Annotated in this window: 16 protein-coding genes; 1 reads left to right on the forward strand and 15 read right to left on the reverse strand. The window is 69.9% G+C overall.

Features of this window, described 5'->3' with window-relative positions; all coding sequences use genetic code 11:
* Positions 1-4 precede the first annotated feature (4 nt).
* Positions 5-913, forward strand: a complete 909-nt coding sequence (locus ACZ5U5_RS25060) for an RluA family pseudouridine synthase (protein WP_469026114.1) — start codon at positions 5-7, stop codon at positions 911-913.
* Here ACZ5U5_RS25060 and ACZ5U5_RS25065 read toward each other — a convergent pair.
* The 15 genes from ACZ5U5_RS25065 to ACZ5U5_RS25135 all read right to left on the reverse strand — a co-directional run bounded on the left by ACZ5U5_RS25065 (position 907) and on the right by ACZ5U5_RS25135 (position 15198).
* Positions 907-2418 (reverse strand): cytochrome P450, encoded by a 1512-nt coding sequence (locus ACZ5U5_RS25065; protein WP_469025559.1) that lies wholly within the window; start codon positions 2416-2418, stop codon positions 907-909. The two genes, ACZ5U5_RS25060 and ACZ5U5_RS25065, sit on opposite strands and share 7 nt — an antisense overlap.
* A 33-nt stretch (positions 2419-2451) precedes the next feature.
* Positions 2452-3066, reverse strand: coding sequence for a GTP-binding protein (locus ACZ5U5_RS25070; RefSeq protein WP_469025562.1), 615 nt, complete (start codon positions 3064-3066; stop codon positions 2452-2454).
* Positions 3047-3436 (reverse strand): DUF742 domain-containing protein, encoded by a 390-nt coding sequence (locus tag ACZ5U5_RS25075; RefSeq protein ID WP_469025565.1) that lies wholly within the window; start codon positions 3434-3436, stop codon positions 3047-3049. The genes ACZ5U5_RS25070 and ACZ5U5_RS25075 overlap by 20 nt, the downstream gene beginning before the upstream one ends.
* A complete protein-coding gene (locus ACZ5U5_RS25080) occupies positions 3433-3840 on the reverse strand; it encodes a roadblock/LC7 domain-containing protein (protein ID WP_363210896.1) in 408 nt (135 codons plus the stop codon). The genes ACZ5U5_RS25075 and ACZ5U5_RS25080 overlap by 4 nt, the downstream gene beginning before the upstream one ends.
* Positions 3837-5474, reverse strand: coding sequence for an ATP-binding protein (locus tag ACZ5U5_RS25085; RefSeq protein WP_469025567.1), 1638 nt, complete (start codon positions 5472-5474; stop codon positions 3837-3839). The genes ACZ5U5_RS25080 and ACZ5U5_RS25085 overlap by 4 nt, the downstream gene beginning before the upstream one ends.
* A 371-nt stretch (positions 5475-5845) precedes the next feature.
* On the reverse strand, positions 5846-8656 hold the full coding sequence (locus ACZ5U5_RS25090) for a DEAD/DEAH box helicase (protein ID WP_469025570.1): 2811 nt from the start codon (positions 8654-8656) through the stop codon (positions 5846-5848).
* A 52-nt stretch (positions 8657-8708) separates the two neighbouring features.
* On the reverse strand, positions 8709-9617 hold the full coding sequence (locus ACZ5U5_RS25095; protein WP_469025573.1) for a diacylglycerol kinase: 909 nt from the start codon (positions 9615-9617) through the stop codon (positions 8709-8711).
* A gap of 17 nt (positions 9618-9634) precedes the next feature.
* Positions 9635-10597 carry a twin-arginine translocase subunit TatC gene (gene tatC / locus ACZ5U5_RS25100; RefSeq protein WP_469025575.1) on the reverse strand — a complete coding sequence of 321 codons (963 nt, stop codon included), beginning with the start codon at positions 10595-10597 and terminating at the stop codon, positions 9635-9637.
* A 47-nt stretch (positions 10598-10644) separates the two neighbouring features.
* Positions 10645-10941 (reverse strand): Sec-independent protein translocase subunit TatA, encoded by a 297-nt coding sequence (gene tatA / locus ACZ5U5_RS25105; RefSeq protein WP_453450055.1) that lies wholly within the window; start codon positions 10939-10941, stop codon positions 10645-10647.
* Between the two features lie 249 nt (positions 10942-11190).
* Positions 11191-11388: a hypothetical protein gene (locus tag ACZ5U5_RS25110; protein WP_469025578.1), complete on the reverse strand. Its 198-nt coding sequence runs from the start codon at positions 11386-11388 to the stop codon at positions 11191-11193.
* A gap of 9 nt (positions 11389-11397) precedes the next feature.
* The gene (locus ACZ5U5_RS25115) at positions 11398-11649 is read right to left on the reverse strand and encodes a hypothetical protein (RefSeq protein WP_469026117.1); all 252 of its coding nucleotides are present in this window, start codon (positions 11647-11649) and stop codon (positions 11398-11400) included.
* An 11-nt stretch (positions 11650-11660) separates the two neighbouring features.
* A complete protein-coding gene (locus tag ACZ5U5_RS25120; protein ID WP_469025581.1) occupies positions 11661-12659 on the reverse strand; it encodes a helix-turn-helix transcriptional regulator in 999 nt (332 codons plus the stop codon).
* Between the two features lie 17 nt (positions 12660-12676).
* The gene (locus tag ACZ5U5_RS25125) at positions 12677-13630 is read right to left on the reverse strand and encodes a helix-turn-helix transcriptional regulator (protein ID WP_469025584.1); all 954 of its coding nucleotides are present in this window, start codon (positions 13628-13630) and stop codon (positions 12677-12679) included.
* 147 nt (positions 13631-13777) lie between these two features.
* Positions 13778-14152 carry an FKBP-type peptidyl-prolyl cis-trans isomerase gene (locus ACZ5U5_RS25130; protein ID WP_469025586.1) on the reverse strand — a complete coding sequence of 125 codons (375 nt, stop codon included), beginning with the start codon at positions 14150-14152 and terminating at the stop codon, positions 13778-13780.
* A gap of 44 nt (positions 14153-14196) precedes the next feature.
* Positions 14197-15198, reverse strand: coding sequence for an FKBP-type peptidyl-prolyl cis-trans isomerase (locus ACZ5U5_RS25135; protein ID WP_469026119.1), 1002 nt, complete (start codon positions 15196-15198; stop codon positions 14197-14199).
* Positions 15199-15285: the final 87 nt, after the last annotated feature.

The following is a 15285-nucleotide window of genomic DNA, read 5'->3' on the forward strand; positions in this document are numbered from 1 at the left end:
CCCCATGCGGGTCAAGCTGCCCGCCGACGGAGCGTGGGCGACCGTACGGGATCATCTCGTCGAGCGGCTGAAGGCCGGGCCCGGGGTGATCGACGGGATGCTGCGGGACGGTCTTGTCGTCGGCGTGGACGGGCTTGCCGTGACGCCGGACGCCCCCTATGTGCCCGGCACCTTCGTGTGGTTCCACCGTGATCTGCCGGACGAGGTCCCGGTGCCGTACGCCATCGACGTGGTGTACCGCGACGAGCACATCGTCGTCGCCGACAAGCCCCACTTCCTGGCGACCACACCCCGCGGCAGCCACGTCACCGAGACCGCGCTCGCCCGGCTCCGCAGGGAGCTCGACCTCCCCACGCTCGGCGCGGCGCACCGCCTGGACCGGCTCACCGCGGGACTGATCCTCTTCACCGTGCGGCCGAGCGAACGCGGCGCCTATCAGACGCTGTTCGGCGAGCGGCGGGTGTCGAAGGAGTACGAGGTCGTGGCCGCCCACGACCCCGGAGTCGCGCTCCCCCGCACCGTGCGCAGCCACATCGTCAAGGAGCGCGGCATCATCGCCGCGTACGAGGTCCCCGGCGCCGAGCCCAACAGCGAGAGCCGCGTCGAACTCATCGAGAACAACGGTACGTTGGGGCGCTACCGCCTCACCCCGCACACCGGCCGCACCCACCAGCTGCGCGTGCACATGAACGCGCTGGGCCTGCCGATCCTCGGCGATCCGGTCTACCCGCTGGTGGCCGGGCCGGTGCCGCCGGACGACTTCCGGCGGCCCCTCCAACTCCTCTCCCGCGTACTGGAGTTCAGGGACCCCGTGACGGGCGCCGACCACCGCTTCGTCAGCGCACGCGAGTTGGGCGCCTGGGCATCGTACGAATCCTGGGAGAGCGCGAACCCGTCAGCGGGCGGTCAGTAGCCTCGCCACCAGGTGACGAGCCGCCGCCACGCCCCCTGCCGCGGCACCGAAGCGGCCACCGGCGCGGACTCCGGCACGGGCGGGGGCGCGGCGGGCTGCACGGCCGCAGCAGGCGCCGGCCGGGGCGCGGGCGTCGTGGGATACGCGGGCCGCGGAGCCGGCGACGACACATGCCAGTCGTTGCGCGCCTCGGGAACGCGCGCCATGGGCCGCGCCATCACGTCCTGCGGAGGCCGCGGCGCGAAATGCACCGGGAGGGACACCAGGTGCCGGGAGAGGATCGACGAGGTCCACCTCAACTCGTGTTCCTCGATGTCGAGTTCCACGTCCGGGAAGCGCATGAGCAGCGCGTCCACCCCCGTGTCCGCGATGGCACGGCCGAGGTCCTGCCCCGGGCATTCGTGCGGACCGCCGCTGAACGCCAGGTGGGAGCGGTTGCCCTGCATGTTGGCGTTGAGGTCCGGGCGTACGACGGGGTCGACGTTGCCCGGCGCGATGCCGAGGAGCAGACCGTCGCCCGCCTTGATCTGCTTGCCGCCGAGCTGGGTGTCCTGCTTGGCGAAGTAGCCGATCATCGCGCTGAACGGCGGCTCGTCCCACAGGGACTGCTCGACCGCCTCGGGGACCGTCATCTGGCCGCCGCTGAGCTGGGCGCGGAAGCGCGGGTCGGTCAGGACCATGCGCAGGGCGTTGGCGATGAGGTTGGCCGTGGCCTCGTACGAGGCGATGAGCACGAGGCGCAGGTGCGCGGCGACCTCGTCGTCCGTGAGCTGCGCGGGCTGCGCGATGAGGTTGCTGGTGAAGTCCTCCTCGGCCTGCGCCCTGCGTCGCGCCACCAGGCGCATCAGCGCGTCCATGACGTACGCGTTGCTGGCGATGGCGGTCTCGGTGCCCCTGAGCATGTCGCGGGCGGCCTGCACCATCCGCTCGTTGTACTCCTCGGGCATGCCGAGGACATGGCACATCACCATCATCGGCAGATGCTCGGCGAACTGGCTCACGACGTCCGCACGCCCGGCCTGGCAGATGTCGTTGAGCAGGAGGTTGCTGTAGCGGTTGATGTAGCGGCGGATGCCGCGGTGGTCGAGGAGCGCCATGGCCCCGGTGACCGCGCCGCGCAGCCGCTGGTGCTCGGCGCCCTCGGCCATGCTGGCCATGGGCGTGTAGGTGACGACGGGGGCGAGCGGGTTGTCGGGGCCCATGGTGCCGTCGATGATGGCCCGCCACTGGCGTGGGTCGCGGGTGTACTGCGAGGGGGTGCGGACCATGTGCAGGTTCTCGCTGTGGCCGAGGACCGCCCAGATGGGTACGTCGTTGTGCAGCAGGGCCGGGGCCACCGCGCCGTGCTCGGCACGCAGCTTCTCGTACACGCCCGCGAGGTCGGTCTCCGCCTCGGGTCCGTAGAGACGGCGCGGGCCGCCGGCGCCCAGACCGTGCGCGGGACAGCCGGGCGGTGGCATGGCGGGGTCGTCCATGCCGGCGTGGGGTTGGGAAGGAGTCGTCACGTTCGTCGCTCCGGGGTTGCGAATAGGGGAATGTCAGACGGGGGCCACGGTCAGGGCGTGCAGGTACCGCATGAGGGTCAGCAAGGTGTCCCGGCTGGACGCGCGCTGGCGGGCGTCGCACTTCACCATCGGCACCGCGTCGTCCAGGTCGAGGGCGCGGCGCAGCGTCTCCATCGGGTGATGGGGCGCGTCGGGGAAGTCGTTGACGGCGACGACGAAGGGCACGCCTCGTTCCTCGAGGCGACCGATCACGTCGAAGCTGACCTCCAGGCGGCGGGTGTCCAGGAGGACCACCGCGCCCAGCGCCCCTTCGAAGAGGCCGTTCCACAGGAACCAGAAGCGCTCCTGGCCGGGGGTGCCGAACAGATAGAGCACCAGTTCCTCGGAGATGCTGATCCGGCCGAAGTCCATCGCGACGGTGGTGGCCGTCTTGGTGTCGGAGCCGTAGTTGTCGTCGACGCCGATGCCCGCCTGGGTCATGGTCTCTTCGGTGGTCAGCGGACGGATCTCGCTGACGGAGCCGACCATCGTCGTCTTGCCGACGCCGAACCCGCCCACGATCACGATCTTCACGGCGGCCGTGGCCGTATGCGGCAGGACCTCGTCGCTGCTTGGCCCGGTGATCGTGTCAGAGCTTTTGAAGTCCATGCATCACCGCTTCGAGAAGGGAACGATCGGGGAGCGTGGAGCGGACGATCGATGCCCGCGCCTGTACCAGGTCGGCCTCGAGCATCCTGGTGAGGAGCACGGTCACCACGCTGAACGGCAGCGCGAGGTACGCGGAGATCTCGGCGACGGACAGCGGTGTCGCGCACAGCCGCAGGACGTCGGCGTGCTCGGGTTCGGCCGTGGGCGGCGCCTCGCCGTGCGCGACGATCAGCGTGACGAGGTCGAGCGCTGCCCGCTCCGTGTCCTCACCGGTCAGGATGTAGAGCCGCTCGGGGTTCTCCGGGCTGCGCCGTTCCCGTTGGGGAGGGTCGTCTCGGTGGGAGGGGTTCTCGCCGTGCGGAGGATTCATACGGCCTGCCCGTCTCGCCGGGGCGGGCTCGTCAGGTGGGCGCCGATCCGGACGACCAGGTCCCGCATGCGGTTGCCGATGAGGCCCGCGTCGACGGTCTCGTCGGCGAGCACGGCGAGGTACGCCCCGGCACCCGCCGCCATCAGATAGAAGTAGCCGCCGCCGACCTCGATGATCACCATGCGCATGCCGCCGTCGGCGTGCGGGATCTCCGTGGCGACCGCGGCCGCCAGGGACTGAAGTCCCGCGCAGGCGGCGGCGATCCGGTCGGCGGCGTCAGGGTCGCCGCCGTAGCGCGCGATGCGCAGGCCGTCCGCGGAGAGCACCACGATCTGCCGGGTCTGCGGCACGCCGTCGGCGAGCTCCTTGAGCATCCAGTCGAAATTGGCCCGTTGCTGAATCACTTCCAGCCCCCCTCGTCGGCGTTGTCGGCACTGTCGGCGGTGCCGTGGTCGTTCTCGCTGTGGCCCTTGGGGGACAACGGGTCATCGGCCGCGGAGTCGTCGCCGTTCAAGCCCTTCATGAAGGCCTCGATCCAGAGGCCGGGTTCCTTCTCCTCCTTCTTCGCCGGTTCGGGTACGACCGGTGCGGCCGCCTGCGGGGAGTACTGGGCGCGCTGTGCCGCGTACTTCGCGTCCGCTGCTTCCTGGGCGATTCGCTCGGCCAGCGAGGTGCGGACCCGGCTGCGGCGCTGCGGCAGGCCGTTCGACGTCCACTCGGTGACCTCGGGGATGTCGTCCTCCATGGCCGCGCTGGACGACTTGGGGAGCGGCGGTCCCGCCGTCATCACGCGGGGCTTCTTGCGCCGGATGCCGTGGGCCTCCTCGATGGGCACGCCTTCGGAGTTCACCCGGGGCACCGCGGAGGCGCCGATGCCGTGGGCGAGGCCGGGGGCGGGGCCGGTGGTGAGCATCTCGCGCGGGACGATGAGCACCGCGCGGACGCCGCCGTACGCGGACTGCCGCAGCGAGACCTGCAGGTTGTACATCTGCGAGAGACGTCCCACGACGGCCATGCCGAGGCGCGGGCTCTCGCCGAGGTCGTTCAGGTCGTAGCCGGCCTGGGCCTGCGCGAGCATGCGCTCGGCCCGTGCCCGTGCCTCCTCGCTGAGGCTGACGCCGCCGTCCTCGATCTCGACGGCGATGCCGGTCTGCACCTCGACGGCGGTGACGTGCACGCGGGTCTGCGGCGGCGAGTAGCGGGTGGCGTTGTCGAGCAGTTCGGCGCAGGCGTGGATGAGCGGTTCCACGGACGTGCCGCGGATGGCGACCTTGGCGATCGAGTGCAGGTCGACGCGCTGGTACTCCAGGATCCGGGACATGGCGCCGCGCAACACGCTGAACAGCGGTACGGGCTTGGGCCATTGGCGTCCCGGACGGGCGCCGCCGAGGACGGTGATCGAGTCGGCGAGGCGGCCGATCAGTGCCGTGCCGTGGTCGATGCGCAGGAGGTCGTCGAAGACCTCGGGGTTGCGGCCGTGGAACTCCTCCATCTCGCGCAGCTCCGCGGACTGCTGGTGGACGATGGCCTGGACGCGCCGGGCGATGTTGACGAAGGCGCGCTGCGAGGACTCGCGCATCGCCTCTCCGGAGTCCAGGGTGTCCAGGACGTTCCGGAGCAGTTTGCGCTGCGAGTGCGGCAGTTCGGAGAAGGACTCGTCGGCGTCGACGAGATTGCGGATGACTTCCGACGGCGCTTCGCCTCCCCGGAGCCGGTAGACGGCCTCGGGGATGATCTCCCTGCCCAGGCGGATGGTCTCGTCGTCATGGGACGCGATGCGCCGCTCCAGGGCGGCGAGGCGCTGCGCGTACTGGGTGTGCAACTCCCGGATGGACCGGCCGCGTCGCACGGCTTCGGCGCCGACCGCGACGACCACGAGGGTCGCGATCGCGCCGCACCAGCCCACCGCGATGCGGGCGGGTTCCGGCACCGCGGCGACCGCGGCTCCGGTGGCCGCGGCCATCAGCAGGGCGGGCAGCAACAGCACGCGCGCGTAAGGGACTTCTCGGCCACCGGGAGGCGATTGAACACTCACCATGTATGCCCTCTGAAGACTTGTCTTGGGGGAGGAATGGGGGTTGATGCTGGGAAATGGGGGGAATCTGCGGGGAGTTGGAAGCGATAGACGTATGCGAACAATCGAAAGATCTAGGAACAAGCGCGCGAATCTATCGCAACTCGTTTCAACTCGCCGCGCTCCGGGCGAGCTTAGTCCGCCGGAATCATCGCCGAGTCATATTCAGCAAGGCCCTGCAGCGCGCTCATCGACGGGCATACACTCGGCTCCATTTACACGCGTGGCGATCAATCGAACACGTGGAGTGATGGCGTCGAACAGCCGGACCTGGATGCGAAAAAGGGCAGGCCCGGGGAGGAAAACCCCGGGCCCGCCCTTCCTTGCGCGATCCGTCAGCCGACGGAGCTGTACGCCACCACACCTCGCAGCAGCTGATCCACGGCCTTACGGGCGTTCTTGGCGACGGTCGAGTTCTCACGGGGAGCGGCGGCCGAGATCTGCCCCAGCACGTCGATCACCTGCTTGCACCACCGCACGAAGTCACCGGCGGGCATCTCCGCCTCGCGCAGCACCTCGTCGAGGCCCTTGTCCGACGCCCACATGTACGCCGACCAGGCGAACCCGAGGTCCGGCTCCCGCTGCCCGACCCCCTCCGCCTGGTTGATCTTGAACTCTTCCTCCAGGGCGTCGAGCCGGCCCCAGATCCGCACCATCTCGCCGAGGGACGCCTTCACCTTCCCGGAGGGCAGCTTGGGGGCGAGTGCGTCGTCCGCGGCACGGGCCTCGAACACCAACGCCGATACGCACGCGGCCAGTTCGGCCGGGCTGAGCCCCTCCCACACGCCTTCGCGCAGACACTCGCTCGCGAGCAGGTCCAGCTCTCCATAGAGCCGGGCGAGCCGCTTGCCGTTCTGGGTGACCTCGTCCCCCCGGAGGTAGTCCAGCTCCGTGAGCAGCGCGACGATCCGGTCGAAGGTCCGCGCGATGGTGTTCGTGCGCCCCTCGATGCGCCGCTCGAGCTGCACGGTGTCCCGCCGCAGGCGGTGGTAGCGCTCGGCCCACCGCGCGTGGTCCTCCCGCTCGTCGCACCCGTGGCAGGGGTGCGCCCGCAGTTCCGTGCGGAGCCGGGCGATCTCACGGTCGTCGGCTGCGGCCGCGCGGCCCTTGCGGTGCCGCTCCGGCACGATGTGCCCGGCCTTCGTGCGCAGCGCGGACGCCAGGTCCCGGCGCGACTGCGGCGAGCGCGCATTGAACGACTTCGGGATGCGCATCCGCTCAAGGGCCTCGACCGGCACCGGGAAGTCCATCGCGGCAAGGCGCTTGACCTGCCGCTCGGCGGTGAGCACCAGGGGCCTCGGCCCGTCCTGGTGCTCGAAGCCGCGGTGGCCGTTGACCCGGCCCGCGGGGATCCCCGGGTCCAGGACGAGCGCCAGGCCCGCGTACTTCCCGGTCGGCACGTGGATGACGTCACCGGGCTTGAGCTTCTCCAGGGCGGTGGCCGCCGCCGCCCTGCGCTGGTTGGCGCCCTGCTTGGCGAGCTCGGTCTCCCGGTCCTTCAGCTCGCGGCGCAGGCGGGCGTACTCCTCGAAGTCGCCCAGGTGACAGGTCATCGAGGCTTGGTAGCCCTCGAGTCCCTCTTCGTTCTTCTGGACCTGCCGGGAGATCCCGACGACCGACTTGTCGGCCTGGAACTGCGCGAAGGACGTCTCCAGAAGCTCACGCGAGCGGTGCCGGCCGAACTGCTCGACCAAATTCACCGCCATGTTGTACGACGGCTTGAAGCTGGAGCGCAGCGGATACGTACGCGTACCGGCGAGCCCCGCGAGGTGCTCCGGGCTCATGGCGCGCTGCCACAGGACCACGGCATGGCCCTCGACATCGATGCCACGCCGCCCGGCACGACCGGTCAGCTGGGTGTACTCACCGGGCGTGATGTCCGCGTGCTGCTCGCCGTTCCACTTGACGAGCTTCTCCAACACCACGCTGCGCGCGGGCATGTTGATGCCCAGGGCGAGGGTCTCGGTGGCGAAGACGGCACGGACGAGCCCGCGGACGAAGAGCTCCTCGACGACTTCCTTGAAGGTCGGCAGCATGCCCGCGTGATGCGCGGCGATGCCGCGCTCCAGGCCTTCCAGCCATTCGTAGTAGCCAAGGACGTGCAGGTCCTCGTCCGGGATGGCGGCCGTGCGCTCCTCGACGATCTCGCGGACCTGGGCCCGCGCGTCCTCGCCGTTCAGCCGCAGTCCCGCGTGCAGGCACTGCTGCACGGCGGCCTCGCAGGCCGCGCGGCTGAAGATGAAGGTGATCGCGGGAAGGAGACCTTCGGAGTCGAGCCGGTCGATGACCTCGGGGCGCCCCGGCGTCCAGATCCTCGACCGCTGTCTGCGCTCGCGCTCACGGTCGGCCTCGCGGACCATCTTGCCCTTGCGGCGGTCACGCGGGTTGTACGAACGGCTGGCCTCCATCCGCGCCATGCGCGTGAGGTCGGGGTTGACGGCCTTGCGCTGGCCCTCGCCCTCCTCGAAGAGGTCGTACATCCGGCGTCCGGCGAGGACGTGCTGGAACAGCGGCACGGGCCGGTGCTCCGAGACGATCACCTGGGTGTCGCCGCGCACGGTGTCCAGCCAGTCGCCGAACTCCTCGGCGTTCGAGACGGTCGCCGACAGGGAGACCAGCGTCACCGACTCCTGGAGGTGGATGATCACCTCTTCCCAGACGGCGCCACGGAAGCGGTCGGAGAGGTAGTGCACCTCGTCCATCACCACATAGCCGAGGTTGAGCAGCGACTGCGAGCCCGAATACAGCATGTTCCGCAGCACTTCGGTGGTCATCACGACCACCGGGGCGTCGGAGTTGACGCTGTTGTCGCCGGTCAGCAGACCGACCTTGTCCGCGCCGTATCTCTTGGAGAGGTCGGCGTACTTCTGGTTGGAGAGCGCCTTGATGGGCGTGGTGTAGAAGCATTTCTTGCCCTGCAGCAGGGCCAGGTGCACGGCGAACTCGCCGACGATCGTCTTGCCCGAACCCGTGGGGGCGGCCACGAGCACGCCCTTGCCCGCCTCGAGCGCCCGGCAGGCGTCGATCTGGAAGGGGTCGAGGCCGAATTCGTACATCTCGCGGAAGCCGGCGAGTGCTGTGGCCTGCTCGACAGCGCGCTCGCGCGCCGCCGCATACCGCTCGGCCGGTGAGAGGTCCTCTGTCATCGTGCTTTCGAGACTACCGGCCACCACTGACAACGGACGATCATTATCTGCCTTACGGCTCCCCCGGCCCCCCGGGCCCGAGCACACGTACGGCCCCCGGCACGCACCGTGCCGTCAGCGGCAGACCGCCGAGCTGCTCTCCGTCCGCGTAACCGGTGACTCCCGGCGCGGCGATCTCCACCTTCGCGGCCCGCAACACGGTGACCTTGGGGTGGTCCAGGTGCGTGCCCTTGTAGACCCGCGGGAAGACCTTCAGGAGGGTCGTACGGCTGCAGTCGCCGACGACCGTGACGTCGAAGAGTCCGTCGCCCATGTCGGCCCGCGCGCAGATCTTCATGCCCCCGCCGTACGAGGTGCCGTTCCCCACGGCGACGAGCGTCGCGTCGATCTCATGGACCTGCTCGTCGTCCAGGGTGATCCGGAACGGGGTGGGCCGGAAGGCCGCCAGCTCCACGGCCATCGCCAGGTCGTACTTGAAGCGTCCGGTGGGCCAGCGCATCCGGTTGCCCCGGTCGTTGACCCGGGAGTCGAAGCCGGAGGCGAGCACGGTGCCGAACCACGTCTTGCCCACCCGTCCCAGGTCGACGTCGCGGGTGCGCCCCGCGTCGAGCGCCTCGGCGATGACGGCCCCCGCGGCGGCCGGATCGCGCACCGGGAGCCCGAGGGCACGCGCGAAGTCGTTGCCGGTGCCCACGGCGACCACGCCCAAAGGCGTCGAGGTCCGCGCGACGGCCTGCAGCGCGAGGCTCGCCATGCCGTCACCGCCGACGGCGATCAGCGCGCGCGTCCCGGCAGCCACGGCATCGCGTGCCCGGCGCAGCGCGTCGGCGGAGTCCTCCCCGATCACCGTGCGGACGGAGTGGCCCGCGGCCCGCAACGCGGAAGCGGCCGGCTGCGCCGCGTGGGCGCCCCGGCCGCGGCCCGCGGTGGGATTGACGAAGAGCGTGATGTCGCTGGTCACGGCCGGACCTTACAAGGTCACGTCACGTCGTCGAAACCGTTGACCCGGTCCCGCTTCGCTCCGTCGCCGCTCGCCTGCTCGGGCAGCGCCCTGTTCGCGGACACGGGCTCGATCTCGCCGACGTCCTCGGGCGTGAGGTCGAGCTCGGATGCTTCGTCGTCCGCGGGCTTCGCCGCTTCGATCCTGGCCTTGCGCCGGTCGTTCAGGAGCGAGAAGGCGGTGGCCGCGAAGTAGAGCACCCAGATCGGTCCGGCGAGGGCCATCATGGTCAGCGGGTCCGTGCTGGGCGTCGCCACGGCCGCGAAGACCGTGATGCCCATGATCATGCCGCGCCACCAGCCGAGCATGCGCTTGCCCGTGATGACTCCGGTGAGGTTGAGCATCACCAGGAGCAGCGGCAGCTCGAAGGAGAGACCGAAGACGACCACCATGCGCGTGACCAGGTCGATCAGCTCGTCGAGCGGCAGCTGGTTGTCGACGCCCCCGGGTGAGAACTCCAGCAGCACGCGTGCCATCGTCGGCAGCGTCTTGTACGCGAAGAACGCGCCGCCCATGAACAGCGGGAAGCCCGCGCCCACGAACGCGTACGCGTACTTCTTCTCGCTCCTGTGCAGACCGGGCGCGATGAAGGCCCACAGCTGGTACAGCCAGATCGGCGACGCGAGCACCACACCGGCCATCAGCGAAATCTTCAGGGCGAGCGTGAACGGCGTGATCAGACCGTTCAGCACGATGCGCGCGCAGGTCTCCTCGCCGCCCTTGTCCGCCAGCTCGGCGAAGCTCGACTCGCACCCTACGGAGCTCAGGATCGGGTTCGTGAAGAACTCGATGATGTCCTTGTAGAAGAAGGCAGCGACGATCGCGACGACGATGATGGCCAGCACGGCCTTCGCGAGCCGGTTACGCAGCTCGCGCAGGTGCTCCGCAAGCGGCATCCGCCCCTCGGGATCCTGTTCCTTCTTGCGGGCAGACTTGAGCAACCCACGTCCTCATCTCGTGCGGCAGGCCGGCCGTCGCCGGCCTTGGATCAGCGCTGAGTGGTGCTGTCGGTGGGCTCGGTGACCGGCCGGGAGCTGGACACGTCGCCGGGCGCGGCCTTGATGGTGCGCGGCTGGACGGAGGCTGCGGGGTCGGTGGGCGGGTCGGCCGGAGCGGCCTCGTCCTTCTTCCCGTCCGACTTCATCGCCTTGGCCTCGCTCTTGAGGATGCGCGCGGACTTGCCGAGCGACCGGGCCATGTCGGGAAGCTTCTTCGCGCCGAACAGCAGAATGACAACGACGAGAATGAGAATGATCTCGGGGGCGCCGATCTTTCCGGAAAACATACGTCTTTACCTTCTCACCGAGGCGGCAGGGGCGGGGCTGCCGGACAGGTCGGACCTGCTGTCCGGCCACCGTGCTGACAGCGATCGTAACGCTCGGGGGTGAACGCAGGGCAATCCCTGTGCGTACCCCCAGTTGCGGCCCGCGCCTCACACTCCGGGCTACGTCAGCAGCGTACCTTCCGGACAAGGGAAGTTGACAGGCCGCGGTGTCGACGTGCGTCTCCGCCACACCTGCAGGATCTTCTGCACCTACAGGACATCTCGGCTCGCCCGGGCCACACCGGTCGCCGCCGCCTCGAGATCCTCCGCCGCACGGTTGATCCGATGTGTGGTCTGCGTCACTTGCGCGCTGAGGCGCTGCGCCTCGATGAAGACCCGAATCGCCAGTACGCCGAGCACCGCGAGGCCACAGAACCCCGCGGCAATCGCCAGCATCGCCCAGAACATGCGCCGAGCCTAGACGGTCGAGTGCAGACGCAGCGTCCGCACCCCGCCGCCGGTGAGCAGCTCGACGATGCGTTCGCCCGCGGGCTTGCGCACCGCGTTGCCGCACTCCGGGCAGGTGAACGAGTAGAAGGTGGTGCGGGCCGAGGCGCCGATGGCCAACCGCAGGGCGCCTGCGGAGAGTTCGAAGCGGGCGCGGCAGTCGGGGCAGGCGGCCTTGAAGAGCACGGGGGCGATTCTCGTCATTCCGGGAATCTCGGACATGAGGCTGGTGGTCAACGTCCTTGCTCCTGCCTGTCGTACGACCCGTCGGGGTGCTTGTGCTGCTCGTCATAGGCCGCCAGAGCCTCGCGCGCCGCCTGCCGCGCGCTGTCCGCGAGGTCCGCCGGGGAGACGATGTGCCCGTCCCCGCCGAGCCGCAGCGCGAGCCTGCGCAGCGAGGTGGGCTCCGGGGTGCGCAGCGTGATCCGCAGACCGCCGTCGGGGAGTTCCTCGGCGCTGTCGTGGGGGTAGTACTCGGCGACCCAGCGACCGCCGGGGCCGACCTCGACGACCACCTCGGGGTCCTCCGCGGCCGGCTGCACGAGCCCCTCGGAGAGGTCACGCAGTTCGACCTCGGGCGGCGCGGACGGCTCGTCCAGGATCCTGATCTCGGCCACCCGGTCGAGGCGGAAGGTGCGGCGCGCCTCGGAGAGGTAGCACCACGCCTCCATGTACGTGTGCCCGACGGCGAAGAGGCGGATCGGGTCGACCTCGCGCTCGGTGAGCTCGTCGCGCGCCGGTGAGTAGTAGCGCAGCCAGAGCCTGCGCCGCTCGGAGATGGCGCGGTCCACCTCGGCGAAGACACCGCCCTCGGACTCGAAGGTCACCGAGAGCCGCGCGCTGGCGCCCGCGTTGTCACCGGCCGCCGTCTCCAGCTTCGCGGTGGCGCGCACCAGTGCCTGCCGGTCGCTCTCGCGCAGCCCGGGGAGCGTGGAGACCGCGCGGGCGGCCACCAGGAGCGCGGTGGCCTCGTCGGCGGCGAGCCGCAGCGGCGCCGCCACGTCGTCCGGGTTGTGCCACCAGATGCGGTCGCCGTCGGTGTCGATGTCCAGGAGGTCACCGCCGCGGAAGCTGGTCCCGCACAGCGGCAGCACGTCCAGGTCGGAGATCAGCTCGTCCTCGGTGATCCCGAAGGCGCGGGCGACGTCGCTGACGTGGGCGCCGGGACGCTCGCGCAGATACGTCACCAGGGAGAGCATCCGCCGGGTCTGGTCGATGGCGTTCGTGGCCATGATTCGGTGTGTCCCCCTCAGCCCTTGGCCACGGCGCGCAGCCGGTCCACCACGTCGGCCCGCAGCTCGGCGGGCTCGAGGACCACCACATCGGGCCCGAACTCCACCAGCCAGGCGTCAAGACCGTGCCCGTACGGAATCTCCAACTCGTCCCACCCCTCGCCCAGTTCACGTATATGGGCGGCCTTGGCGCGCAGCGGGTAGCCCGCGCCCGTACGCAGCCGGATCAGGGCGGAGCGGTCGGCGCTCTCCCCCGCCCAGCCCGCGACGGTCTCGCGCACCGTGACGACATCGGGGACGCCCGCGGTGAACTTGCCCGCGCGGGCGCGGACCTTCCCGGTGATGCGGGAGAGCCGGAACACGCGCTCGGCGCCACGGTCACGGTCCCAGCCCGCGAGGTACCAGTGGCCGCGCCAGCATTCGAGCGCCCACGGCTCGACGTGGCGCGGTTCGGGGCGGGCCGCGGTGGCCTTGCGGTAGTCGAAGACGACGGGGCGGCGGTCGCGACAGGCGAGCATCAGCGGCTCGAAGGACGCCTCGTGCACGGGGATGCGCGGTTCGAGCGCGCTGTGCGCCCCGTACGGGTCGACGTCCTCGGGAAGTCCGGCGGCGCGCAGCTTCTGCAGGGCGCCGCTGGCTGCCCCCGCCAGGCGGGCCTGCTGCCAGACCTTGGCCGCGAGGCCCAGCGCGGCGGCTTCCTCGGCGTCGATGGTGATGGGCGGGAGACGGTTGCTGTCGCGGCGCGCGAGATAGCCGACCTCACCGTCGAGATTCTCCACCGTCTCGATGACCAGGCCGAGTTCGCGCAGATCGTCCTTGTCACGCTCGAACATCCGGTTGAAGGAGTCGTCGGACCCCGCCTCCAGATAGGCCTCGATGGACTCGCGCAGCTCGCGCTTGCTGAGCGGCCGCCGCGTCCCGAGCAGACACAGCGCCAGGTTCATCAGCCGCTCGGCCTTGGCAATGGCCATCGACGCCCTTTCTCAACAATGCTTCCGACCGCCGACCGTACCGCCCCGGGGTGTCGTGGGAAAAGCCGAGGCCCATGCCGGAACCGGCATGGGCCTCGACGGACAGGTCTGATCAGACCCTGCCCTCAGTCGTCGCTCGGTCGTCTCTCAGACGCCGACGAGGTCGCAGACGAAGATCAGGGCCTCGCCGGGCGCGATACGGCCGCCACCGGCGCCGCGCTCGCCGTACGCGAGGTGCGAGGGAATGGTGAGGCGGCGGCGACCGCCGACCTTCATGCCCTGGACGCCCTGGTCCCAGCCGGCGATGACCTGACCGGCGCCCAGCTGGAACTGGAGCGGCGTGCCGCGGTTCCAGGAGGCGTCGAACTCTTCACCGGTGGAGAAAGCCACGCCCACGTAGTGGACGGAGACGGTGGCGCCCGCCTTCGCCTCCGGGCCGTCGCCCTCCCAGATGTCCACGATCTGGAGGTCGCTGGGGACCGGGCCCTCGGGGAAGTCGATCTCGGGCTTCTCGATGCTCACGTCTATTGCTCCTGCTTTGATACGAATGGCCAGCCGGGACAGTGTTACATCTTCGCGAGGATGTCCACGGTGAAGACCAGCGTGGAGTCCTTCTTGATGGTGCTGCCCTGCGGCGGCTGGTCACCGTACCCGAGCTTCGGGGGGACGACGACCAGGACGCGGCTGCCGACCTTCTTGCCGGTCAGGCCCTGCGCCCAGCCCTTGACGACCTGCGCCAGCTGGAACGAGGCCAGCTCGTTCCTCTTGTACGAGGAGTCGAACTCCTTGCCGTCGGCCCACAGCACGCCCTTGTACTGGCACAGGAGGCTGTCGGTCTCCTTGATCTCCTCGCCGTCGCCCTCAAGGATGTAGTTCGCGACGAGCTTCTTCGGGGCGTCCTTCTTCGGGACGTCGATCGAGGGGGCCTTGCCGTCCGTGTTCGTGCCGACCTTGGGCAGGTCGATGTTGGACTGCGCGACCTCCTTGCCCTTGGCGGAGCTCTTGGCGCTGAAGGTGCCCACCAGGTCGACGACGAAGACCAGCGTGTCGTCACCCTTGATGCCCGCCTGCTTGTTGCCCTCCGTGCCGTAACCCATCTTCGGCGGGATCGCGAGCTGCACACGGCTGTCGAGCTTCTTGCCCACGAGCGCCTGGTCCCAGCCGGGGATGACCTGACCGGTGCCGATCGGGAAGACCGTGGGGTTACCGCGGTCGTACGAGTTGTCGAAGACCTTCGCCGTGGCCCAGATCTGGCCGAGGTAGTTCGCCTGGAGGTAGTCGCCCTTCTTCACCTCGGCGCCCTTGCCCTCGACCAGGGTCTTGACCGCGAGGTCGGAGGACGGCTTGCCGGACCCCTTCGCGACGGTCGGCTTCTGGCCGAACTTCGTCCCCTTCGTGATCTCGGGCAGGGGCCCGTCCACGATCTTCGCCGTCGGTGCGGCCGAGGTCGAGTTGGAAGGGGCTGGGCTGTCGCTGGGCTTGGCCTTGTCGGCCTTCTTGTCGTCACCACACCCGGCCAGCGTGAGCAGGCCGGCCGGAACAGCAAGGAGGAGTGAGCGTCGGCGCACGGTGGGGGCCTCGTATCGGTCGATCTTGTCGGTGGGCGTGCGCGCAACTCTACGCATGGAGAAGGGCGCCGTACGAGGAACGTACGG

The organism is Streptomyces sp. NPDC033177 (assembly GCF_055577715.1).